The following is a 21537-nucleotide window of genomic DNA, read 5'->3' as shown; positions in this document are numbered from 1 at the left end:
GTGCTGTTTTTTTCCGTAAAAAGGAGTTTTATAGAAATGAAGAAGAAAGAAAAGGCAGTGGTTGTGTTTAGCGGGGGACAGGACAGTACGACGTGCCTGTTTTGGGCATTGGAGAGATTTGAGGAAGTGGAAGCGGTGACGTTCGATTATAATCAGCGGCATAGCTTGGAAATCGAATGCGCTCAAAACATTGCCAAGGAATTGGGCGTGAACCATCATATCCTTGACATGTCGCTGCTGAACCAATTGGCACCGAATGCATTGACGAGAAGTGATATCGCAGTGGCGGACGGAGAAGAAGGGGAGCTGCCGTCGACGTTCGTTCCGGGGAGGAATTTGCTGTTCCTTTCGTTTGCCGGAGTGCTGGCGAGTCAGATTGGCGCTAAACATATTGTCACAGGAGTCTGTGAAACGGATTTCAGCGGATATCCTGACTGCCGCGATGTATTCATTAAATCGTTGAATGTGACCTTAAACTTATCGATGGACCAGTCATTCGTGATTGATACGCCGCTAATGTGGCTTAATAAAGAGGAAACATGGGAGCTTGCTGACCAGCTTGGCGCGTTCGACTTTGTCCGCGAAAAGACACTGACTTGCTATAACGGAATCATCTCCGATGGCTGTGGTGATTGTCCGGCATGTAATCTGCGGAAAAAAGGGCTGGATGACTACGTAAGCAGACGGAAGGTGCTTTCATCATGATGTACGGTTTTAAGATAGTGGATAAACTCCAAAAAATAGATGAAGATATTCAGCGCAGCCAATTGAAGTATACAAACAAGAGGGTTCTCGTGAGTAAGGAATTCACCTTTGACGCGGCGCACCATCTGCATGACTATGAAGGGAAATGCAAGAACCTGCATGGCCACACGTATAAAGTCATTTTTGGATTGAGCGGGTATACGGATTCACGAGGGTTGATGATAGATTTTGGTGACATCAAGGATATATGGAAAAATGAAATCGAAATCCACCTGGATCATCGTTATTTGAATGAAACCCTGCCGCTCATGAATACAACAGCTGAAAATATGGTTGTCTGGATTTATGAAAAAATGGCCGAAGCCCTTTCCTTAAAAGAATATGAGGGTGCTAGAGTCGAATTTGTTCGACTGTACGAAACGCCGACAAGCTATGCCGAAGCGAGACGGGAGTGGATGGAATGTGAGTAAACTTCCGGTAATGGAAATCTTCGGGCCGACCATCCAAGGAGAGGGAATGGTCATTGGTCAAAAAACCATGTTCGTTCGGACTGCCGGCTGCGATTATTCATGTTCCTGGTGTGATTCCGCATTTACTTGGGATGGCACAGGTAAGGAAGATACCGTTCAGATGACTGCCGATGAAATATGGGATGAGCTGAAGCGAATTGGGGGTTCCGGTTTTTCCTTCGTGACGATATCTGGGGGGAACCCGGCTCTATTGAAAAACCTAAACGGCTTGATAGCGATCTTACATGAAAATAAAATGAAAATAGGTGTCGAAACACAAGGGAGCCGATGGCAGGATTGGTTTCTCGATATAAATGAATTGACTATCTCACCTAAGCCGCCGAGCTCTGGTATGAACACGGACTTTACCGTGCTTGATCAAATCATCTCGAATCTTGCCAATCGAAATCCAGAAAACCATGTTTCATTGAAAATCGTCGTCTTTAACGAGGAAGATTATCAATATGCCAAACATGTACATGGGCGTTATCCGGATATTCCTTTTTATCTGCAGGTCGGCAATGACGACAGCAGGACGGCGGATGATCGTCAATTGATCAGCGGTCTATTGAAGAAGTACGAAGAGTTAATTGATAAAGTGATAGCAGATGATGAATTGAATGATGTGAAAGTCCTGCCCCAGCTGCATACCTATATATGGGGTAACAAGCGGGGCGTGTAAAGTGAAGGCAGTGTGATTAAACATCACACTGCCTTTTAAGCTTATTACAACCTTTGCATGTGTGTATCTTTGAAGGATGATGTGTATTTAAGGCCATATCCAAATAAGCGATCCATTCCTATATGCGCGGTCCAAATTAAACCAATCATCACCCATGCATCCTCCTTTAGGAATATGGCTAACGAAATCATGAAGATGGACACGATATAAGTATGGAATGCGTTATAAACCTTTGCTCCAATCCGATCATTGATCAGATAGGCCAGCATGGAAACATCAGGGGACAAAATCAACAAAAGGAAAATCCACCAGCTGAATTCATATAACGAATAGATGTAAATCACCGCTAAAAGGACCGTAAGTCCTTCAATATGAAGGAATTTCTTCACCATTTCATAACCTCCAAATTTTAATTGACCATCGGTCAATAATGTTCAAAAAAATCATATGATGTTCTTGGTGATATTTTTTACATGAAAATAGGCTAAACCTTTTACATCTTGATAAGATAGCTCAGAATTAATATAAAAAGTTATGAATCCGTGAAGAGAAAGAAAAATCGACCAAATGGATGCAGGATTCAGTTTGTTGTCCGTTAGATCCGTCAAGGACTGGATTAGCTTTTCGTATGTTTTATTAGAATCGAATTGAAGTAACTGCTGAATTTCTTTTTCCTTCGATAAAAACATGATGGAATAATGATTCTGTTGGGTTAAACCAAACTCCAAGAAGCACAATAAAATCTTCTCCATTTTTACGGAAGGGTCATTTTCCGACAGGATGATATCATCGATAAAAGAATTTAAAACGGAAAAATCCGTTTTCACCAAACTATAAAATATTTCCGCCTTGTTTTTAAAATGATAATAAATGGCTCCATGGCTGCAATCCAATGATTTAGCCAATTGCCTCATCGAGACATTCGAATACCCTAACGCTGCAAAAAGGTTTCTAGCTTCATTCAACACCATGTCCCTGGACAATTCTTGACCTGCCGATTTTCTTGGCGACATCTTGTCACCTCCTTATTAATTGACCACTGGTTAATTAGAATGATAGCTCACTGATTTTCAAATGTCAATTATTAGGTCGAATTATAAATTACTGTATTTTAAGTGGGATATTGCCATTTGTTTCGCCAGTGTTACAAAGGATAAACCCCCAGTTTATTGAGGGTTTATGCAATATATTAAAAAACTAATGATGCTCTCAAAGTAGTAACGCCATTTTCTAAATAACCCTTTAAACAGGTTAATGTATATACCCAACCTTCTTTTTGTCCGATCATTTTTTTTATTATGTCAGGGTCGTCTTCACTCAATCCAGATTCGTTCACTTCAATGATCGTACTCGTTTTATCCAACTCTTTTAGTATAATGGTGACAATCGTTTCTTGATCATTTCCGCCCCATGCAAACACGATTTTCCTATTTACTTCTACTTCCAATACATGAATGACCACTTCAGCATCGTATTCGTTGTATCTCAATGTAAGTGTCCTGCCTTTTTCCCATCTTTCCGAACTCGTTGAGAACCAGAAATTCCCGATTTTGTCAGGATTCACAATGGCTTCAAACACTTCATTCGTTGGCTTGATTATCTTGAATTTCGTGGTTATTTGGGTATCCATACTAACTCGACCCTCTTTCGATTTGTTTTTATTGTTTTCCACTATCCCAGTCTACTGATATGGGCGGCAGGGTCCGTCCAGTTTCAAGCAAGCTCTTCAGGTTACTTAGAATGGCTGGCCATCCATTATTCAAGCCTTTAAAGGTATTGTCATCATATACGAAGTCTGTCTCCAATAGCTCCTCATGCCTAAGAATTAACTTCACAGTCGAATCGTCCATTTTCTGTAATTCAAAAGTGACCCGTGTTGGCTGCTCGCGAGGTGTTTCGTCTCCTGCCATGATCCATGTAAATGAGAGCAGGTGCAATGGCTCGCATTTAAGTACATGCCCATGATCAGTAATCCGCCCATCATCCAGCAAATATTTAACGGCTGACCCTTCTTGCCAGTCAGACTGTACTTGTAATCCGAAGTGGTATTCCTTCGTGACTTCACCACTCGTCAAGGCTTCCCAAAGCTCCTCTGGTGTAGTTGCGATATAAATAGGATAGACAAACATAGTTTTTTTCATCATTCTTTTTCTCCTCGCCAAATAAGGTACATGACTCTATCTTTGATTTTCGGCTTTCATATACAGCCGGTCAAGCAGTTTTAAGCGACAGAAATCGGCAAAAGGGGAAACAGGGCCATTGAATTAAATGGCTAAATCAATCGGGATACGCGAAAACATACTAAAATCGACGATATGGAAACTTCTTGATTTCCAACCGCTTTCAAGCTACGATGAATAAGGAAAATGATAATCCGCCCTGGCGGAAGAGGTTCTAGCTACCCTCTCAAAAAAACTAAGGAGAACAGGGCTCTTTCTTAGGGTGCTGTTTTTTCTGTATAAGGAGAATTAAGAAATGTTAAGAATTTTATTGTATTTAGTATCCATCATCACGGCGAATGTGGTTACAGCAGCTTTTGAGCCATTACATTTTGGCATGTTCATCATCCCGATGGGGACATTGCTCATCGGGGGAACATTCATCTTCCGAGATCTGGTCCAGAATAAATTTGGCCGAGCGAAGACCTATATATGCATCGTCACTGCACTTATTTTATCTGCATGTGTATCATTTTTATTAGGAGATACGTTACTGATTGTTTTTGCTTCCGCATTATCCTTCATGGTCGCAGAAACAGCGGATACGGAAATTTATACCCGTTTAAAGCTCCCGATGAGTTGGAGGGTGTTTTACAGCGGGATCGTTGGAGGATTCTTCGATTCAGTGATATTTGTCGTGATTGGCCTAAGTCCTCTGGGTGCCAATATATTGCCATGGGAAGCAGTACCCGCTGCGGTCATCGGCCAAATCATCGTTAAAACGATCATTCAGTCCATTGGTGCCGTATTGTTGGGACGAATCAACGTAAAACTGGAGAAACGTGTAGTCTCCAGTTAAATGCTAGGAGGGATGCACTCGATGGATGGAACCAAAAAGGAAGAAGAAAAATGCTATTGCCTCGAGGCCTTTCGTGAAAAATATGGACCGCATGTACAAGGGGAATGCATGAAGCTCTCCTGCGCCAATTATCGCAAGCATAAAGGAATAGACAAAAAAAGGACCTGATTTGGTCCTTTTTTGCGTGATTGACTTGACTCACGAGTAAACAGCGCAAACTAGTGTTAAGTACGAATTCACGAGTAGGCGTGCAAAACTAAGTGTTCAGTTACGAATTCACGAGTAAACGTGCAAAATTCACGAGTAAACAGTCCAAACTCACGAGTAAACGTGCAAAACTAAGTGTTCAGTCCGAACTCACGAGTAAAAGTGCGAAATTCACGAGTAAACTGTCCAAACTCACGAGTAAAAGTGCAAAATTCACGAGTAAACAGCGCAAACTCACGAGTAAACGTGCAAAATTCATGAGTAAGCGTGCAAAACTAAGTGTTCAGTCCGAACTCACGAGTAAAAGTGCGAAATTCACGAGTAAACAGCGCAAACTCACGAGTAAACGTGCAAAATTCACGAGTAAGCGTGCAAAACTAAGTGTTCAGTCCGAACTCACGAGTAAAAGTGCGAAATTCACGAGTAAACTGTCCAAACTCACGAGTAAAAGTGCAAAATTCACGAGTAAACAGCGCAAACTCACGAGTAAAAGTGCGAAATTCACGAGTAAAACAGCGCAAACTCACGAGTAAACGTGCAAAATTCATGAGTAAGCGTGCAAAACTAAGTGTTCAGTCCGAACTCACGAGTAAACGTGCAAAATTCACGAGTAAACAGTGCGAAACTAAGTGTGCAGTACGAATTCACGAGTAAAAGTGCGAAACTCACGAGTAAACTGTCCGAACTCACAGAGAAAAACAGCAAAAAAAGCTTTTTATTTGGTTTAGAATTGCTCTGAGCTTTTTCGAACTAATTTTTCCAGGAAGAAAAAGCATTCACGTTTTCGCTCAAGTTCGGTTTGTCCATTTTCAGTTACATGATAATATTTCCTGCGGCCTGATTCGGACTCTTTCCAATGTCCTTTGATGAATTCTTTTTTTTCTAATCGTTTAAGGGCGGGGTAGAGGGTGCCTTCACTTATTTCATAGTTGCCCATGCTCATTTGCTTCAGGATCTTCGTGATTTCATAGCCGTATAGCTGTTTTTGTGAAAGAAGTGAAAGCAATAGGAGGTCAATGCTTCCCTTCATTAATTCTTTATCCATATAAAATCTCCTCCTTTTCATTTTTAAAGTGTAATACGTTGTACATCGTATCACAAGGTGCATTTTACTTTTCTTAAAAAAAATGGTTAAATGACGATTGCTAAATAAATTTAATCATAGTAAAATGTGCTTCGGAACGGATGAGTTGTGAAGAGTGTGGTAAGGATACTATATACATGATTTAATTGTTTTGATGAAAATACGGAATAGGATAGAAGAATCCCTACTCAAGGGATATTAATTGATTTTTTTTCGAAAATCATTTAGATTCTATTTATCAACAAGAGCATAGAAAGAAGGTCCTAGATAGATGAAAGTGAAAGCACCTGAGTCATTCACATATATAGGTGGAAAGAGAGCAGTTCTTCTGCTTCACGGGTTTACCGGAAGTACAGGAGATATGAAGAAATTAGGGAAGTACTTGAATGATCTCGACTATACTTGCCACGGACCTCTTTATAGTGGGCACGGGGTATCAGCCGAGGAACTTGCTAAAACAGGTCCAAAGGAATGGTGGCAAGATGTAGTTAATGGCTATAATTTCCTGAAAGAAGAAGGCTATGAGGAAATTGCAGTTGTAGGAATTTCTTTAGGGGGAGTGTTCTCATTAAAAGTGGGAATTGAATTGCCTGTAAAAGGGGTAGTTTCAATGTGCGCTCCGACGCAAGGAAAAAGTATCGATCGACAAAAGAACCGCTTGCTCAATTATGCACAGGCTTATAAGAAGTTTGAGGGCAAAGAAGCAGACCAAATTGCTGCAGAAGTGAAGCTTCTTGAAGAAGAGCCTATGCCACAACTAAAAGATGTGTTGAACATAATAAATGAGACAGGTGAAAATTTAGATTTAATCACATCACCAACTCTTGTTCTGCAAGGACGTTTGGATGATCCCGACTATACGGAGAGTGCTACAGCGATTTTCAATGAAGTCGATACGCAGCATAAACACTTGATATGGTATGAAAAATCTGGCCATATTATCACATTGGGCAAGGAACGTGAACAGGTGTATGAAGATGTGTATAAGTTCTTGAATACACTGAATTGGTCGGAGTAATAAGCGATATTTGATCCCCTTTAAGTTGAACGTGTAAAAGCCTACAGTGTAAATAGGCTTTACACTATACTTGAGGGGATTTTATTTTGGCTGCAAATCTATTTGTAGAAAAAGACCTTTAAGGTATCGTTATTATCAAGAGTTGCCAATAAAATATCGTTCACGTCGGCATTATATGTTATTTTGATTCTGTTTTTCAGCCATGCTTCGTCTTTACCGCCCCGGTTCAATTCTTTAGAATCAATCTTTCCCTCTTTAATAATCGTTTTAGGAAAAGTGAAGGCATTTGTTTCCAGGTGCATATCTGCTGGGGTTACTGCTTCATATTGGGGATCTAAAAACAATGAAATGGTACCGTCCGGTTCCCATAGCGCGAGGGATACTTTTTGAATATCTTCGACTTTTTCCTTTCTTAATTCAGATAATAAAACATCGATGGAGATTCTGGCCCTTGTTAAGCTTTTGTAAATGATTTGTCCATTTTCGATAAGCGGAAAGGGGTCTGAGTCAAAAAACCTCCGGAGTTTTCCCCACTTAAGGCCTGCAAACACACTAATTATGTATAAAATGACCAATACACTGGTTGTTATCATGGAGCCCTTCAAACCTAATTGTTCATCAGATAAAGGGTGGGCAAGAATGTTTCCGATAATTAAAGCCATTATGAAATCAAGTAATCTTAATTGCGAAATGGACCGTTGCCCCATCAATTTAACCGATAGAAGCAAAAAGAAGTAGGAAATAATGGCTCTTAAGATCCACTGGATTGCAGTAAGAGTTTCCTGGCTATTAAAAAAATCCACAAAAATTCACGTCCCAATTTCCAATAAAGGAGATGTAATGAGCCTCTTTAGAGGAGCAGTTTATAGTTTTAGCCAGCTCCTTCATAAGTATTACCCAACATTGGCCCTTTGGAGACTTTATAGACTGTTTTCGAAAAATTTATATTAATATAACAACTTTAAAACGTATTGTAATTAAAAATAAACTGATTTAAAATGATATCTTTCCTGAGAAATTTATTTAAAAAATATCCTTGTATAATATCAGTGACAATGGTCTGATAGTTTCTACCTGGCAGCCGTAATGCCGGACTACAAGGAAGTATGAAAATAGAAGAGATGAACAGGTTAATGTTGGTTCGCTTGAAAAAAGCTTGATCCTAAAAAACATGCTTCGATGAAAGCTCTTACTTTTTCACACTTTCTTGCTGCGGCTGAAGGTGTAAAAAGGTGAGGGCTTTTTATATAAAAAAAACGAATGGGAAATGATATAGCTAAAGGGGATGAAAGCATGTATTTCTTATTGAATATACTAGGTGTTTTAGTTGTAATGGGCATCGTTTACCTTTGTTCACCTAATAAAAGGAACGTTAAGTGGAAAGCCATTCTTACCTTGCTGGTTCTTGAATTGCTTATCACATGGTTCATGTTATCGACAAAAATAGGGGCGTGGGTCATCAATCTGATCGCTTCATTCTTCACCTGGTTGATTGAATGTGCAAATGAAGGGATTTCTTTTGTCTTTCCTTCGCTTATGGCAAATGAACAAGTGGATTTCTTTTTCAGCGCATTGATGCCGATTATCTTCATTATCACGTTTTTTGATGTTTTATCGTATTTCGGTATACTTACGTGGATCATTGATAAAGTGGGATGGCTCATTTCAAAAGTATCCGGTTTGCCGAAACTTGAGAGTTTCTTTTCGATTCAAATGATGTTCCTCGGAAATACCGAGGCACTTGCCGTACTCCGCGTTCAACTCAGTGCGATTAAGGATCAGCGTCTATTGACATTTGGAATCATGAGCATGAGCAGCATCAGCGGTTCAATCATTGGAGCCTACCTGTCCATGGTGCCGGCAACCTATGTTTTTGTAGCGATACCTTTGAACTGCTTAAATGCCTTGCTGATAGCTAATATGCTGAATCCCGTCGATGTCAGTAAAGAAGAAGACGTCGTTTATGTACCTTCTAAAGAGGAACGTAAAGATTTCTTTTCCACCATTTCCAACAGTATGTTGGTTGGGGCCAAAATGGTCTTCGTCATCATGGCAATGGTTATCGGCTATGTGGCGTTGACGGCCAGCGTAAACGGCATTTTCGGCTTCTTCGTGGATGGATTGACCATCCAAAAGATTTTCTCTGTCATTTTTAGTCCATTTGCATTCCTGCTTGGATTAACTGGACATGATGCCATGTATGTCGCTCAATTGATGGGAATCAAGCTTGCCACGAATGAGTTCGTTGCCTTGCTCGATTTAAAGGATAAAGTCAGTACACTGCCTCCGCATACAGTAGCCGTGGCTGTCACTTATTTGACGTCATTTGCCAACTTCAGTACAGTGGGCATGATCTACGGAACATTCAATTCCATCCTCAATGATGAGAAATCGAACATTATCGGAAGGAATGTTTGGAAGCTGTTGGTTAGCGGGATGGCTGTTTCCCTGTTAAGTGCCATGGTCGTTGGATTATTCGTTTGGTGATTTAAAACGGGCATCTGAAAAAAGCTGTGCAGGATTTTCCATGCACAGCTTTTTCTTATTTCGCCAAATAGTTCTCTGTATAATATGGTTTATTTTCTTTATCGAAGGCAACTCCGACACCGAGGGATTCAAAATCTTTCTGTAATTTGTTTTCCCTGTGTCCAATGGAATTCATTAGGCCTTCATGGGCAAAGATACTGCTATTTTGACCGGCAGCCAGGTTTTCCCCCGCCATTCGGAAATTGATTTTGTCATCTTCCATCCGGTCAAAAGGGGACTCCCCTTCAAGGTTTGTATGGTTGAAGTATTGATTCACGGCCATATCCGCACTATGATCCTGGGCAGTGACCTTCACTCGTTTATCCCATGTTAGCACGGAGAGATCATGATTGACCCGTGATGCATTGGTCAAATCGAATAATTGATATTCAAAGCCCTTCTTTAATCCGGGGCCGGCTTTTGCAAAATAGGCGCTCTTTTGCTTTTCGAGTTTTGCGTCGATGATTTGGATTGCCGTGACTGTATTTTTCTCATGTTTGTCATAAAAAATGGTCACATAGCTATTATCCATTTCGAACATATCGTATTCGCCGCCATCACTTCGAATCTGGTAATAGACGTTTCCTTTAAGCAGTTTTGTTACAGGCTCCGCCATTTTCGCCGTCACGGTTTCTTTGGGTGTACCTCGTTTAATGCCTTCCTTTGAGGAAATCAAATCTTGGTTCGTATATAAACCAACAACTTTATTGTTGTTATCGTAGGCAACCATGAAGAAGTTTTGATAATTTTCGTGGTAGGCAAACCAGTCCACGCCATATTCATTCCGCGTATTCCGCTTAGCTTCACCAGCCATTTTTTCTACATCATCCTTCGTGTCGCCGATTTCGATATTACGGACTGAAAAGGATGCATCAGCAGGTGCTTCCAGTGCCGGTTTTTTCACTTTTTCCGTTTCCTGAGATTCTTTTTCAGAAGCGGTATCCAATGTTTCCGTCAGCGAGCCAATCAGGCTGCTGACTCCAGTACTCAGTTTTTCCAAGGCTGTCGTAACCTCGGGCCCGTTTATAAATGAACGAACATCTGATGTAAAGGCACTAACCCCCGCTTTGAATCCAGACTCCTGAATATCTTTACCATATCCATACCATAATCCAGAGAGTAGGAGTATGAGGACCACAATATTAAACAATTTACCCAAATCGTTCACTCCTGCTCTATCCAGGATATAGAATCCCGATTAATGAAAGATCATCTGCAGCACACTTAAAACAGGTGGGGCACCTAACAAAAATAGTGAACACATAATGAGTATTTGCGAGACCATTTTTGGAAGCTTTTCCTTCCCTTTCCCCGAATACCAGCCACTGAACTGAAGTTTATTTCTATACCAGACGAATAATAAAAGCAGTATCGCAATCGAGCTTAGCCATCCATATTGAGTCACTCCTATGTTTATATATATGCCGTTTACAATGGCCGAAACGATTGTTCCGGCTATCCCGAATATTAATATGATGCGTATCAATTCTAATAAAACTTTCATATTCACTCCTTGGTTAGACCATTATACTTTGTCGATTACAAAATAAAAAATTTAAATGATTTGGCATACATATTATACCAAAAATAAAGAGGGGAATAAAACACCTTACGAAGGTGAAATTTTCAGTATTGATCTTTATAAACAAAAAAGATTAGCCATTGGGCTAATCTTTTTCATTGGGGATTACTTTAATTGATCATTCAAGACACTTTCCTCGAGAACGGAAAACTTATCACCATACACCCTTGTTATGTGGTTTTCCCCCCATGTACATAGTGCGGATAGGATACTTTCCAGGCTTTTTCCATACTCACTAAGTTCATATTCCACTTTTGGGGGGACTTGGTTGTAAACGATCCGGTTGATGACTTCGTCCTTTTCCAACTCCCTCAACTGTTGGGTCAACATTTTTTGGGTGATGTTCGGCATAAGGCGCTTCAATTCACTAGTCCGCTTTTTCCCGTGGGTCAGATGGCAGAGGATCACGCATTTCCATTTTCCGCCCATTACTTCAAGTGTCGCTTCTACGGATATATTGTATTTCTTTTTTTGCATGATTTGCATACTCTCCTTTTTTTATAGGTACTAAAAGGTGCCTATATCACTTTAAAGTACGTACTGTTTTTTATGTGTATTATATCTCATAATAACATTTGTACACCGAATTCCACTGTACCACTATAAAAAAAGTTGCTCAGGCAATTTCAATGATAGTACAAAATGACAAGAAGGAGAAGAGGATATGATTTCAAATAAAAATAGAAGTACATGGGCATTGCTGGCTTTAGCGATCAGTGCCTTTGCAATTGGAACAACTGAGTTCATCAGCGTGGGATTATTACCACTCATTTCTAGGGATTTACACATTACAGTGACGACGGCGGGACTGACGGTGTCCTTATACGCCTTGGGGGTCATGTTCGGGGCACCTATCCTGACATCACTGACATCGAATATGTCTCGTAAGACTTTATTGCTTTGGATAATGGTCGTGTTCATTATCGGAAATGCATTAGCGGCTTCTGCGACCACAGTCGGTGTATTATTGATCGCGCGTGTCATTTCAGCGCTTGCACATGGTATCTTCATGTCAATCGGCGCTACGATTGCCGCTGATTTGGTCCCTGAAAACCGCAGGGCGAGTGCCATCGCCATCATGTTTACAGGTCTGACAGTGGCAACGGTGACCGGAGTTCCTTTTGGAACATTCATCGGTCAGCAATTCGGCTGGAGATTCGCTTTCATCATCATTGTGGCAATCGGCTTGATCGCTTTCATCGGAAACGGCATCCTAGTCCCATCAGATTTAAGAAAAGCGGCACGGACCACTTTCCGTGACCAAATCAAATTGGTGACGAATGGGCGATTACTGCTGGTATTCATCATTACAGCGTTAGGGTATGGCGGTACATTCGTTGTTTTCACGTACCTGTCGCCATTACTTCAGGAAGTGACAGGGTTTAAAGAAGGAACTGTGGCCTTGATTTTGTTAATATATGGAGTAGCCATAGCGATAGGAAATACCCTTGGCGGGAAATTCGCCAATCGCAATCCTATTAATGCCCTATTCTATATGTTTCTTATTCAGGCCATTGTACTTGTGGTGTTGACTTTCACGGCACCGTTCAAGGTAGCTGGTTTAATTACGATCATTTTAATGGGATTGTTTGCATTCATGAATGTTCCGGGGCTTCAAGTGTATGTCGTCATGTTAGCGGAGCGTTTCGTGCCGAGTGCAGTGGACGTGGCGTCAGCCATCAATATTGCCGCCTTCAATGCGGGTATCGCCATTGGTGCCTACTTAGGAGGGGTGATAACGGATTCGATCGGATTGATCCATACAGCGTGGATAGGTGGAGTCATGGTGTTTGCAGCAGTGATTTTAACAGGATGGAGCCGGGCCCTGGAAAGTAGGGACCGTACCAAGGGAACGGACAAAATAGCATAGGATTAAAAAAGTGATGCATCTTAGAAAAAGCATGCAATGCGTATAGGGTATCAATGAAAAGTATCATTGCATCCCTTCAGTGAATGATGGAAGGTTCCCTGAAGGGATGTAATGATACTGATACTGATACTAATAGCGCATTACAATCTATAAAAACAATCATTTGGAGGTAGAGTATTATGGTGAAAAACTTACAAGATACAACAACATTGCATAACGGCGTTGAAATGCCATGGTTCGGATTGGGCGTATTTAAGGTGGAAGAAGGACCGGAGCTGGTAAATGCAGTTAAAGTGGCCATTAAACATGGTTATCGCAGCATCGATACGGCTGCCATTTATGAAAATGAAGAAGGGGTTGGACAAGGGATCCGTGAGGGATTGAAAGAAGCTGGAATCTCAAGGGAAGACTTATTCGTAACATCAAAAGTCTGGAATGCCGATTTAGGCTATGAATCGACAATTGCAGCTTACGAAAAAAGCTTACAGAAACTTGGCTTGGAGTACCTGGATTTATATCTTATCCATTGGCCAGTGGAAGGAAAATATAAAGAAGCTTGGAGAGCGTTGGAAACTCTATATAAAGAAGGAAAAGTAAAGGCGATCGGTGTGAGCAATTTCCAGATTCACCACCTAAAAGATTTGATGGAAGATGCAGAAGTGAAGCCGATGGTCAATCAAGTGGAATGCCATCCGCGTTTAACTCAAAAAGAAGTTCAGGCATTCTGCAAGGAACAAGGAATACAACTTGAAGCATGGTCTCCTTTGATGCAAGGTGAACTTCTTGATAATGACGTATTACAAGCTATTGCAACCAAGCATGGCAAATCAGTTGCACAAGTCATTTTACGCTGGGATTTACAAAATGGGATTGTAACGATTCCAAAATCAACTAAAGAACATCGTATTGTCGAAAACTCAACTGTATTCGATTTCGAATTGACGGCAGAGGAAATGAACGAAATTGATGGATTGAATCAGAATCACCGTGTTGGTCCAGATCCTGATAATTTCGACTTTTAATTAAGTATGAAGGAGAGGGACGGGATATCCGTCTTTCTCTTTTTTTATGGATTTCGCATCGGAATTTACACTGACAGCTTCGGGAATCCGATTAGTTGACACAGTAATACTGGGATGATATAAATGCATGTGCATGCATTATATAAAAAAGGAGATGAAGAATGATGAATGATTTATTTTCACCTTATCGCATAAAAGAACTTGAACTTAAAAATAGGATCGTCATGCCGCCGATGTGCCAATACTCCGTCGAAGCGGAAGATGGTATACCAACGAACTGGCACCAGCAGCATTATGTAAGCAGGGCAGTTGGCGGCACGGGGTTAATTATAGTGGAAATGACCGATGTGGAGCCTGATGGGCGCATTTCTAATCGCGATCTTGGATTATGGTCCGACGATCAAATTGGGGCTTTCTCCAACATCGTTAAGGAAGTTCATCAATACGGTGCAAAAATCGGGATACAAATTGCCCATGCAGGCCGTAAAGCGGAGGATGCGGAACCGCCGGTGGCACCTTCAGCCATTGCGTTTGATGAAACGTACAAAACACCAAGAGCTTTAGAAACGGAAGAAGTGAAGGAAATGGTCGATAAATTCCGGGCATCGGCCAGAAGGGCAGTTCAAGCAGGATTTGACGTAATCGAATTACATGGTGCACACGGGTATTTAATCCACCAATTCACATCACCGCTTACGAATAAACGTGATGACGAATATGGAAGAGACCTGACTAAATTCGGGGTGGAAGTCATTAAAGCAGTGAAAAGCGAAATGCCTGCCGACATGCCTTTAATCATGCGCATTTCTGCAAAAGAATACGTTGAAGGCGGATATGGCATTGAAGAAAGCATTGCATTTTCACAAGTCTTTAAAGAAGCAGGCGTCGATATGTTCCATGTAAGCTCTGGAGGAGAAGGCCCGATTGGGGCAGGCGGAAGACCTGGTACCCATGCCAGCTATCAAACTCCGTTGGCCAGGGAAATCAAAAAAGCTTTGGATATTCCGGTGATTGCTGTAGGCCGTTTAGATGATCCGATTCTAGCAAATTCAATCATTGGCAATGAAGAAGCTGATTTGGTCGCTGTCGGCAGAGGAATGCTGCGAAACCCTTATTGGGCACTTGAAGCATCTAAAGCTTTGAATATAAAAACGGAGATCCCTAAACAATATCAACTGGGATTCAAGCATTGATACGGATTTTTAAAACGCCGGCGAATATTATATTCGCCGGCGTTTTTTCATTCAGTGCATGAGGGGATTTGCAAACGCGAATCCATTACGTGATGTTTGACTGGAAATTTTGCTATAATGAAAAAGATAAATCAAACGATAATTCGAGGTGCTAATTATGGAAGAAATCAAAATCATTACAACGGAAGAAGTGGAAGCTAAGCTTGAGGCAGGAGAAGCGATGGAACTTGTCGATGTTCGTGAAGACGAAGAAGTGCAAGAGGGAATGATCGAAGGCGCGAAACATATTCGCATGAATGATATCCCGGCGAACCTTGACTATTTTGATAAAGAAAAAGAATATATCTTTATCTGCCGTTCAGGACGCCGCAGTGAAAATGTATGCCATTATCTTCAGGAACAAGGATATAAAGTGGCAAACATGGTTGGCGGAATGCTTGAATGGGACGGCGAAGTCATCGTTAAGTGAAGTTCTTCAAAAAGGCCTGTTACTTTTGTAAGCGTAAATCCAAGAATGTGACGGCTTATTTGAATGAAGAAAGAAAAAAGATCATGGTTTGTTCACAATGCCGTGAATATGCGGAAAGACGTGCATATTTGAAGGCGTGAAAACAAAGAGTCCTTTCATCATGAAAGGACTCTTTTTTCTATATGAACCTCACTTACGGGGATGCAAACGTTATATGTTAAAATTAGGGTGCCGAAGTCAGAAGATACAGAAAAAGGAGAGTTGAAAAATGAATGTTCATAAAATTGCGGTCATTGCGGGTGACGGGATTGGCCCTGAGGTGATTAATGAGGGTGTAAAGGTCCTTAAAGAGGTGGCGGCCATTGCCGGTGATTTTTCTTTCCAGTTCACCTATTTTCCATGGGGGTGTGAATATTACCTTGAGCACGGCAGAATGCTGCCCGACGATGGACTGGAACAACTGATGAAGTTTGACGCCGTATATCTGGGGGCTGTCGGTTATCCTGGTGTCCCGGACCATATTTCCTTACGTGAACTTCTGCTGAAGATCAGAAAGGGATTTGACCAATATGTGAATGTTCGACCCGTTAAATTGCTTCAAGGTGCACCCTGTCCATTAAAAGACGTGACTCGTGACCAAATCGATATGGTTGTCATCCGTGAAAACAGTGAAGGGGAATATTCCGGTGCCGGTGATTGGCTTTTTAAAGGAAAGCCGGAAGAAGTCGTCCTGCAGACGGGGGTCTTTTCACGAAAGGGAACCGAGAGGATCATCCGTTATGCTTATGAACTGGCGCGCAAGACGGGAAGGACGTTAACGAGCATAAGCAAGGCGAACGCATTGAATTATTCGATGGTTTTTTGGGATCAGGTTTTTGAAGAAATTGGACAGGAGTATCCGGAGGTAGAAACGAATTCCTATCTGGTCGATGCGGCAAGCATGTATTTTGTCAAACAGCCCGAACGGTTTCAAATCGTTGTCACCTCCAATTTGTTCGGTGACATCATAACGGATTTAGGTGCTGCCATTGCAGGCGGGATGGGACTGGCGGCCGGTGCCAATTTAAACCCGGAACGGATTTATCCTTCGATGTTCGAACCGATTCATGGTTCAGCCCCGGATATAGCACATCAAGGCATCGCCAATCCACTTGCGGCCATATGGTCTGCCAGTCAGATTCTCGATTTCTTTGGACATGAGGTTTGGGGTGCGAAAGTGTTGGACGTGATTGAACAGGCGATGGTCGATAAAAAGGTGCTGACTCCTGATATGGGCGGGGCAGCTTCTACAGAGGAAGTAGGCGATGAAGTGGTTAAAATATTATCCGCTTTACAAACAAATCAAGTATAAAAATCAAGTGAAAAGGGCATCCTGCACAATAACTATCATTATAGTAAAAGGGCGGGGAGAGCCGATGATACAAGTGAAATTATTTGATTATGAGCATGAAAAGGATCTAGAGGATGAAATGAACTTTTTCCTGGAAGACATTCGTGATAATCAAATCGTCGATATCAAATACAATGTCGCCACTACAGGTGAAGAGGAAGAGGAACAAATCTACTGTTTCAGTGCGATGATCATCTATAAAAAAAAATAAAGGCCGGGCTGGCCCGATAATCAATAATGGACTACCTATTGCTTGCTGACGGGCAATCAAAGGTAGTCTTTTTTCCGTCTTGACATCTCCGAAGTGGGCATGTTCGTTGTGGAAATTAGGACGATGTCGCTTCCCCGCCATTGACATGAAGTGTTTGTCCTGTCACAAAACGGGAATCATCAGAGGCGAGATAGACAAAGGTGGGAGCCAGTTCAAATGGATGGCCTTGACGCTCCATCGGATTATCGACTTGTGTCACTTCGTCTGCCGAGAAACTTGCCGGGATGAGGGGTGTCCAAAACCTTCCGGGCGCAATGGCGTTCACCCGGATGCCTTGATCGACAAGACTGTTTGCCAATGCACGGGTAAAACCAATGTTGGCCCCTTTAGTCGCCGTATAATCAATTAATTGCTTATTTCCATTGAACGTCACGACAGAAGATGTATTAATGATGGAGGCCCCAGCTTTTAAATGGGGAAGGGCAGCACGCGTCGTATAGAAGTGGGAATAGATATTCACTTTAAAGGTATCATCGAATTGCTCATCCGTAATATCAAGCAAGCTTAATTGCTGAAATTGAATGCCCACGTGGTTACAAAGAATATCGAGCTTTCCGAATGTTTCGATGGTGTCTTCCACGATATCGATGCATTGCTGCTTATCCCTTAAGTCCCCAGGCAGCAGTAAGCAACGTTGCCCAAGCTCTTCAATTCTCGTTTTAGTCCGATTGGCATCCTCATGTTCATCCAAATAAGCGATGGAAACATCTGCCCCTTCTTTAGCAAAAGCGATGGCAGCCGCAGCGCCAATCCCACTGTCTCCGCCAGTTATCAATGCGACTTTACCTGTTAATTTCCTGCTGCCCCTATAATTGGGGTTTTCGATGATGGGCCTGGGCACCATTAATTTTTCCACACCGGGTTGGCGAAATTGGCGTTGCTCCGGAACCGTGAGGGGTACGTCTTGATAACGGGTGATCTTCCCATAATTCGGGTGCACGGGATAGCTTTTACCGGATGATTTCTTTTTCTTATCTTCTGCCATGGGGTCCTCCTAATAAAGAATTTAGTCGGATTACTTTATGATGATCAGGCATATGCCGTGCATGAAGAACATGTATCGGGACGGGCTCGTTGCCGTGCGGCTCGAATATGCTGAAGGGGAGAATAAAGTTTTTGGAGGCCTCTATATGCCATATTATTTTAGCGAAGAAGTGAAGTGGTTATTGGTCGAACAATCGGATGAAAAGGTGGAGTTGTTATATGACTCCAACCCAAATACCTTTGAATTGCCGCTTATTGGACCAAGACCGCCATATTATTATAACCCGCGCTATGTGCCGTACTATCCCGTGATTTAAGAGTGAACATCCAAAGGGACAATGCATGAAGTACGGAGCAGGATTGGGCTGCCTTGGTCTTTCTACGAGTGGGCTAAAAGCAGCCGCAATTCGACTCAACTAAATTCCAGATCTTAACATGACAGTAGGGAAAACCGATTATATTCTTCTATGAATTTTACAAACACGGAGATAATGGGTAAAGTTATACATAATACATAGTGCGGACAGGTGTATTTAAAGGAGAGATCCATTTTGGATAATAAAATGAAACAACTAATAGAAAATATACAGCAATCGGATGGTGGCCATATTTTATACTGTTTTAATGAATTGGAAGCCTACATTGAAAATGAGGCAACTTTCATCATTACCGGTGTTCAACAGGGAGACCATATCCTGGTCGTCGAAAACGACCGTATCTTTCCTTTCGTGTACAAGAAATTGCAGGTTCATTTAAATGAGGAGCAATTGGAGCAAGTGCATCTTATCAATAATTTTGATTTTTATTGTTTTCATGGAGACTTCCAACCTTCGACGATGGTTAATTATTTCTTGGAAAATATCGATGCATTCACCAAAAGCAATCAGCACATTCGGACTTGGGGCCATGTTGAATGGGGCCATGACGATCAAGTCAGCTTTGCGATAGGCGAATATGAAAAAGGGATCGACAAATTGATCCAGGAAAGAGGATTGATTTCTGTATGTGCATACGATGACTGCAGAGTGCCTGCCGAGCTTAAAACAAACTTGATCAAGCATCATGGAATCCTGATTACCGATGAAATAATCACGATTTTAGCAAACGGATAGAATAAAGGGGCGAGGTATTTGGAAAGTTTTACTGAACGGGTCATTCATATCATACAACGAATCCCCTCCGGTAAAGTGATGACATATGGTCAAATAGGACAGCTCGCCGGAAGTCCGCGCGGTGCAAGGCAGGTCGTAAGGATCCTTCATTCTAGCAGTAAAAAACATGACCTTCCTTGGCACCGGGTAATCAATGCCAAAGGTGAAATCGGCATAAAAGCGGAGGGCGCTGCAGAACACCAGAAGGCGATGCTCGAGAGTGAAGGCATCACGTTCACGGGACGGAATACCATTGACCTCGAAGCATATCGTTATCATCCAGAAATATTTTAAACGCCTAGCCGGACTAGTAGTGGAGGGAGCGGGCTCGGCCGAAAAAGTACAGTGAAGGCCCAAACAACAGCAGTTACACCAGAATCAAAGCCTAACGAACACCGAATGGATGTATAGGCTTACGAAATCGCAGTAAAAGAGGCTGATCCAAGCGGATCAGCCTCTTTTACGGATTATGAACGGGCAGACATGGCAGCATTCATGCCGGCGAGCCTGCCGGTTACTAATGCCGATGTGATATTGTAACCGCCTGTGTATCCGTGTATATCCAGAATTTCACCGCAGAAATACAGTCCGTCCATTAGTTTGGATGCCATTTCTTTTGGATGTATTTCTTTGACGGATACGCCGCCGCCCGTTACGAAGGCTTTTTCTAGCGGCTGGGTGCCGTGCACCCCGAATTGGAAGTCCTTGCATAATTCTGCAAAGCGGCGGATTTTTTCATTTGATATCGTCGCCCCTTGCTCTTGAAGGTCGATGCCGCTTCGCTCAAGCAGGAAGTGAAGGTATCGTTCAGGAACTAAACCTTTTAAGGTGTTTTTAATGGCTTTTTTCGGTTCGGCTTTTATTTCCTTCATGATGTCTTGAAAAACCTCTTCCTTGTTTCGGTCCGGCAGGGCATCGAGTTTCATGGTCACTTCCGACAGGTTCCATTTCTTCATCGCTTTCACGACGAATTGGCTGCACCTTAGAACAGCTGGACCGGAGACGCCAAAATGGGTGAAGAGCATATCCATTCTATGTGTGATCAGGGCCTTGCCCTTTGGGTTAAGGACACTCAATGAAACATCGCGAAGTGCGAGACCTTGAAGTGTTCGATCTTTAATGAATGTTTCATGGCTAAGTACGGGAACTTCAGTCGGGAACAATTCGGTAATCGTATGCCCCGCTTTTTTAGCCCATGCGTAGCCGTCTCCGGTTGAACCGGTGTGGGGAACTGATTTCCCGCCGACTGCAATCACGACTGCATCCGTGTCAATGGTCTGGCCATCTTTTAACCGGACACCGCTGGTTTTTCCATGTTCATAGAGAACTTCCGCAACGGGAGAGTTCTTGTAGATCGTTACTTTTAAATTCGACAGGCGCGTCAGAAGGGCATCCACGACGCTTTGTGCTTTATCATTGACAGGAAACATCCGGCCATGGTCCTCTTCTTTTAGAGCGACGCCCAATTTTTCAAAGAATTGAATAATGTCCTCATTATTGAACTCTGAGAAAGCACTGTATAGAAATCGCCCGTTTCCAGGGATATGCTGAATGATTTCATCGATTGAGAGCCTGTTCGTCACGTTGCACCGTCCCCCGCCCGAGATTGCAAGTTTCCTTCCAAGCTTCTCGCCTTTATCCACTAACAATACATGGGCACCTTTTTCCCCGGCTGCTATTGCTGCCATCAATCCGGAAGGACCGCCGCCAATTACCACTACATCATATTTCAAATTGATCACCACTTTATCATTTTCAGTCCCTTCATTATATAGCAAGAGCCCGTCAGATTGCGAATGTAGAAAAAAAGGAATTATTTGTTTGTGTATTATCTTCGAAAACGATAAACTTGAATG

Annotated in this window: 28 protein-coding genes and 2 riboswitches; of the genes, 17 read left to right on the top strand and 11 right to left on the bottom strand. The window is 42.1% G+C overall.

The features are described 5' to 3' along the window. The first annotated feature begins 36 nt into the window (after positions 1–36). From queC to queE, 3 genes are read left to right on the top strand one after another with little or no spacing between them, the layout of a single operon-like run. Positions 37–705 (top strand): 7-cyano-7-deazaguanine synthase QueC, encoded by a 669-nt coding sequence (gene queC, locus J7I96_RS21515; RefSeq protein WP_214770806.1) that lies wholly within the window; start codon positions 37–39, stop codon positions 703–705. Continuing rightward, a complete protein-coding gene (queD, locus tag J7I96_RS21510) occupies positions 705–1175 on the top strand; it encodes a 6-carboxytetrahydropterin synthase QueD (RefSeq protein WP_214770809.1) in 471 nt (156 codons plus the stop codon). The genes queC and queD overlap by 1 nt, the downstream gene beginning before the upstream one ends. Then, complete coding sequence (queE, locus tag J7I96_RS21505; protein ID WP_214924576.1) at positions 1168–1896, top strand: 7-carboxy-7-deazaguanine synthase QueE; 729 nt, start codon at positions 1168–1170, stop codon at positions 1894–1896. The genes queD and queE overlap by 8 nt, the downstream gene beginning before the upstream one ends. A gap of 44 nt (positions 1897–1940) precedes the next feature. Here queE and J7I96_RS21500 read toward each other — a convergent pair whose 3' ends face one another. The 4 genes from J7I96_RS21500 to J7I96_RS21485 all read right to left on the bottom strand — a co-directional run bounded on the left by J7I96_RS21500 (position 1941) and on the right by J7I96_RS21485 (position 4040). Next, positions 1941–2288, bottom strand: coding sequence for a DUF4260 domain-containing protein (locus J7I96_RS21500; RefSeq protein ID WP_214924566.1), 348 nt, complete (start codon positions 2286–2288; stop codon positions 1941–1943). 51 nt (positions 2289–2339) lie between these two features. Beyond that, the gene (locus J7I96_RS21495) at positions 2340–2909 is read right to left on the bottom strand and encodes a TetR/AcrR family transcriptional regulator (RefSeq protein ID WP_214924563.1); all 570 of its coding nucleotides are present in this window, start codon (positions 2907–2909) and stop codon (positions 2340–2342) included. A 176-nt stretch (positions 2910–3085) separates the two neighbouring features. Beyond that, entirely contained in the window at positions 3086–3526 is a 441-nt protein-coding gene (locus J7I96_RS21490) for an SRPBCC family protein (RefSeq protein WP_214924560.1), read from the bottom strand. A 28-nt stretch (positions 3527–3554) separates the two neighbouring features. After that, positions 3555–4040, bottom strand: a complete 486-nt coding sequence (locus J7I96_RS21485) for an SRPBCC family protein (RefSeq protein ID WP_214924556.1) — start codon at positions 4038–4040, stop codon at positions 3555–3557. Between the two features lie 238 nt (positions 4041–4278). Continuing rightward, positions 4279–4321, top strand: a riboswitch (PreQ1 riboswitch). A gap of 50 nt (positions 4322–4371) precedes the next feature. Here J7I96_RS21485 and J7I96_RS21480 point away from each other — a divergent pair. The 3 genes from J7I96_RS21480 (at position 4372) to J7I96_RS21470 (ending at position 5654) form a co-directional block, all read left to right on the top strand. Further along, positions 4372–4914 carry a VUT family protein gene (locus tag J7I96_RS21480; RefSeq protein ID WP_214770822.1) on the top strand — a complete coding sequence of 181 codons (543 nt, stop codon included), beginning with the start codon at positions 4372–4374 and terminating at the stop codon, positions 4912–4914. 21 nt (positions 4915–4935) lie between these two features. Further along, entirely contained in the window at positions 4936–5082 is a 147-nt protein-coding gene (locus J7I96_RS21475) for a hypothetical protein (RefSeq protein WP_153246159.1), read from the top strand. A gap of 92 nt (positions 5083–5174) precedes the next feature. After that, complete coding sequence (locus tag J7I96_RS21470) at positions 5175–5654, top strand: hypothetical protein (protein WP_214924553.1); 480 nt, start codon at positions 5175–5177, stop codon at positions 5652–5654. Positions 5655–5845: 191 nt separating this feature from the next. Here the strand turns inward: J7I96_RS21470 and J7I96_RS21465 are convergent, their stop codons facing one another. Further along, positions 5846–6166: a PadR family transcriptional regulator gene (locus J7I96_RS21465; RefSeq protein ID WP_214924550.1), complete on the bottom strand. Its 321-nt coding sequence runs from the start codon at positions 6164–6166 to the stop codon at positions 5846–5848. Positions 6167–6476: 310 nt separating this feature from the next. Here J7I96_RS21465 and J7I96_RS21460 point away from each other — a divergent pair, with 310 nt between their 5' ends. After that, entirely contained in the window at positions 6477–7223 is a 747-nt protein-coding gene (locus J7I96_RS21460; RefSeq protein ID WP_214924542.1) for an alpha/beta hydrolase, read from the top strand. Between the two features lie 98 nt (positions 7224–7321). Here J7I96_RS21460 and J7I96_RS21455 read toward each other — a convergent pair whose 3' ends face one another. After that, the gene (locus tag J7I96_RS21455; RefSeq protein ID WP_214924533.1) at positions 7322–8026 is read right to left on the bottom strand and encodes a DUF421 domain-containing protein; all 705 of its coding nucleotides are present in this window, start codon (positions 8024–8026) and stop codon (positions 7322–7324) included. 213 nt (positions 8027–8239) lie between these two features. After that, a riboswitch (purine riboswitch) is annotated at positions 8240–8340 on the top strand. Positions 8341–8516: 176 nt separating this feature from the next. On the opposite strand from J7I96_RS21455, the gene J7I96_RS21450 reads away from it, so the two are divergent. After that, positions 8517–9710: a nucleoside transporter C-terminal domain-containing protein gene (locus J7I96_RS21450; protein WP_214771328.1), complete on the top strand. Its 1194-nt coding sequence runs from the start codon at positions 8517–8519 to the stop codon at positions 9708–9710. A 55-nt stretch (positions 9711–9765) separates the two neighbouring features. On the opposite strand, the gene J7I96_RS21445 is transcribed toward J7I96_RS21450, so the two are convergent. The 3 genes from J7I96_RS21445 to J7I96_RS21435 form a co-directional block, all read right to left on the bottom strand. Continuing rightward, entirely contained in the window at positions 9766–10917 is a 1152-nt protein-coding gene (locus J7I96_RS21445; RefSeq protein WP_311315236.1) for a CAP domain-containing protein, read from the bottom strand. Positions 10918–10947: 30 nt separating this feature from the next. Continuing rightward, positions 10948–11253, bottom strand: coding sequence for a hypothetical protein (locus J7I96_RS21440; RefSeq protein WP_214924523.1), 306 nt, complete (start codon positions 11251–11253; stop codon positions 10948–10950). Between the two features lie 183 nt (positions 11254–11436). After that, positions 11437–11808: a winged helix-turn-helix transcriptional regulator gene (locus J7I96_RS21435; protein ID WP_106026053.1), complete on the bottom strand. Its 372-nt coding sequence runs from the start codon at positions 11806–11808 to the stop codon at positions 11437–11439. Positions 11809–11995: 187 nt separating this feature from the next. Here J7I96_RS21435 and J7I96_RS21430 point away from each other — a divergent pair, with 187 nt between their 5' ends. The 6 genes from J7I96_RS21430 to J7I96_RS21405 all read left to right on the top strand — a co-directional run bounded on the left by J7I96_RS21430 (position 11996) and on the right by J7I96_RS21405 (position 17486). Then, positions 11996–13201 (top strand): MFS transporter, encoded by a 1206-nt coding sequence (locus J7I96_RS21430; protein WP_214924521.1) that lies wholly within the window; start codon positions 11996–11998, stop codon positions 13199–13201. A 179-nt stretch (positions 13202–13380) separates the two neighbouring features. Next, a complete protein-coding gene (locus J7I96_RS21425; RefSeq protein ID WP_214924514.1) occupies positions 13381–14223 on the top strand; it encodes an aldo/keto reductase in 843 nt (280 codons plus the stop codon). A 164-nt stretch (positions 14224–14387) separates the two neighbouring features. Beyond that, positions 14388–15416, top strand: coding sequence for an NADH:flavin oxidoreductase/NADH oxidase (locus tag J7I96_RS21420; RefSeq protein ID WP_063592488.1), 1029 nt, complete (start codon positions 14388–14390; stop codon positions 15414–15416). Between the two features lie 157 nt (positions 15417–15573). Further along, positions 15574–15885, top strand: a complete 312-nt coding sequence (locus J7I96_RS21415; RefSeq protein ID WP_034309364.1) for a rhodanese-like domain-containing protein — start codon at positions 15574–15576, stop codon at positions 15883–15885. 268 nt (positions 15886–16153) lie between these two features. Next, positions 16154–17236: a tartrate dehydrogenase gene (locus J7I96_RS21410; RefSeq protein ID WP_214770839.1), complete on the top strand. Its 1083-nt coding sequence runs from the start codon at positions 16154–16156 to the stop codon at positions 17234–17236. A gap of 64 nt (positions 17237–17300) precedes the next feature. Then, the gene (locus tag J7I96_RS21405) at positions 17301–17486 is read left to right on the top strand and encodes a sporulation protein Cse60 (protein WP_048682016.1); all 186 of its coding nucleotides are present in this window, start codon (positions 17301–17303) and stop codon (positions 17484–17486) included. A 115-nt stretch (positions 17487–17601) separates the two neighbouring features. Here the strand turns inward: J7I96_RS21405 and J7I96_RS21400 are convergent, their stop codons facing one another. Continuing rightward, positions 17602–18531 carry an SDR family oxidoreductase gene (locus J7I96_RS21400; RefSeq protein WP_214924512.1) on the bottom strand — a complete coding sequence of 310 codons (930 nt, stop codon included), beginning with the start codon at positions 18529–18531 and terminating at the stop codon, positions 17602–17604. Between the two features lie 145 nt (positions 18532–18676). Between J7I96_RS21400 and J7I96_RS21395 the strand changes: the two genes are divergently transcribed. The 3 genes from J7I96_RS21395 (at position 18677) to J7I96_RS21385 (ending at position 19975) form a co-directional block, all read left to right on the top strand. Beyond that, positions 18677–18847, top strand: coding sequence for a hypothetical protein (locus J7I96_RS21395; RefSeq protein WP_214924510.1), 171 nt, complete (start codon positions 18677–18679; stop codon positions 18845–18847). 234 nt (positions 18848–19081) lie between these two features. Beyond that, positions 19082–19642, top strand: coding sequence for an MEDS domain-containing protein (locus J7I96_RS21390; RefSeq protein WP_214924507.1), 561 nt, complete (start codon positions 19082–19084; stop codon positions 19640–19642). A 78-nt stretch (positions 19643–19720) separates the two neighbouring features. Then, on the top strand, positions 19721–19975 hold the full coding sequence (locus tag J7I96_RS21385; protein ID WP_053537337.1) for an MGMT family protein: 255 nt from the start codon (positions 19721–19723) through the stop codon (positions 19973–19975). A gap of 173 nt (positions 19976–20148) precedes the next feature. On the opposite strand, the gene J7I96_RS21380 is transcribed toward J7I96_RS21385, so the two are convergent. After that, entirely contained in the window at positions 20149–21414 is a 1266-nt protein-coding gene (locus J7I96_RS21380; RefSeq protein ID WP_034309353.1) for a BaiN/RdsA family NAD(P)/FAD-dependent oxidoreductase, read from the bottom strand. Positions 21415–21537: the final 123 nt, after the last annotated feature.

The organism is Bacillus sp. ISL-78, assembly GCF_018613455.1.
In the GTDB taxonomy this organism is placed as follows: Bacteria; Bacillota; Bacilli; order Bacillales; family DSM-1321; genus Peribacillus; species Peribacillus frigoritolerans.
Note: the sequence above shows the minus strand (reverse complement) of the source record. Positions and strands in the feature narration are given on the sequence as shown.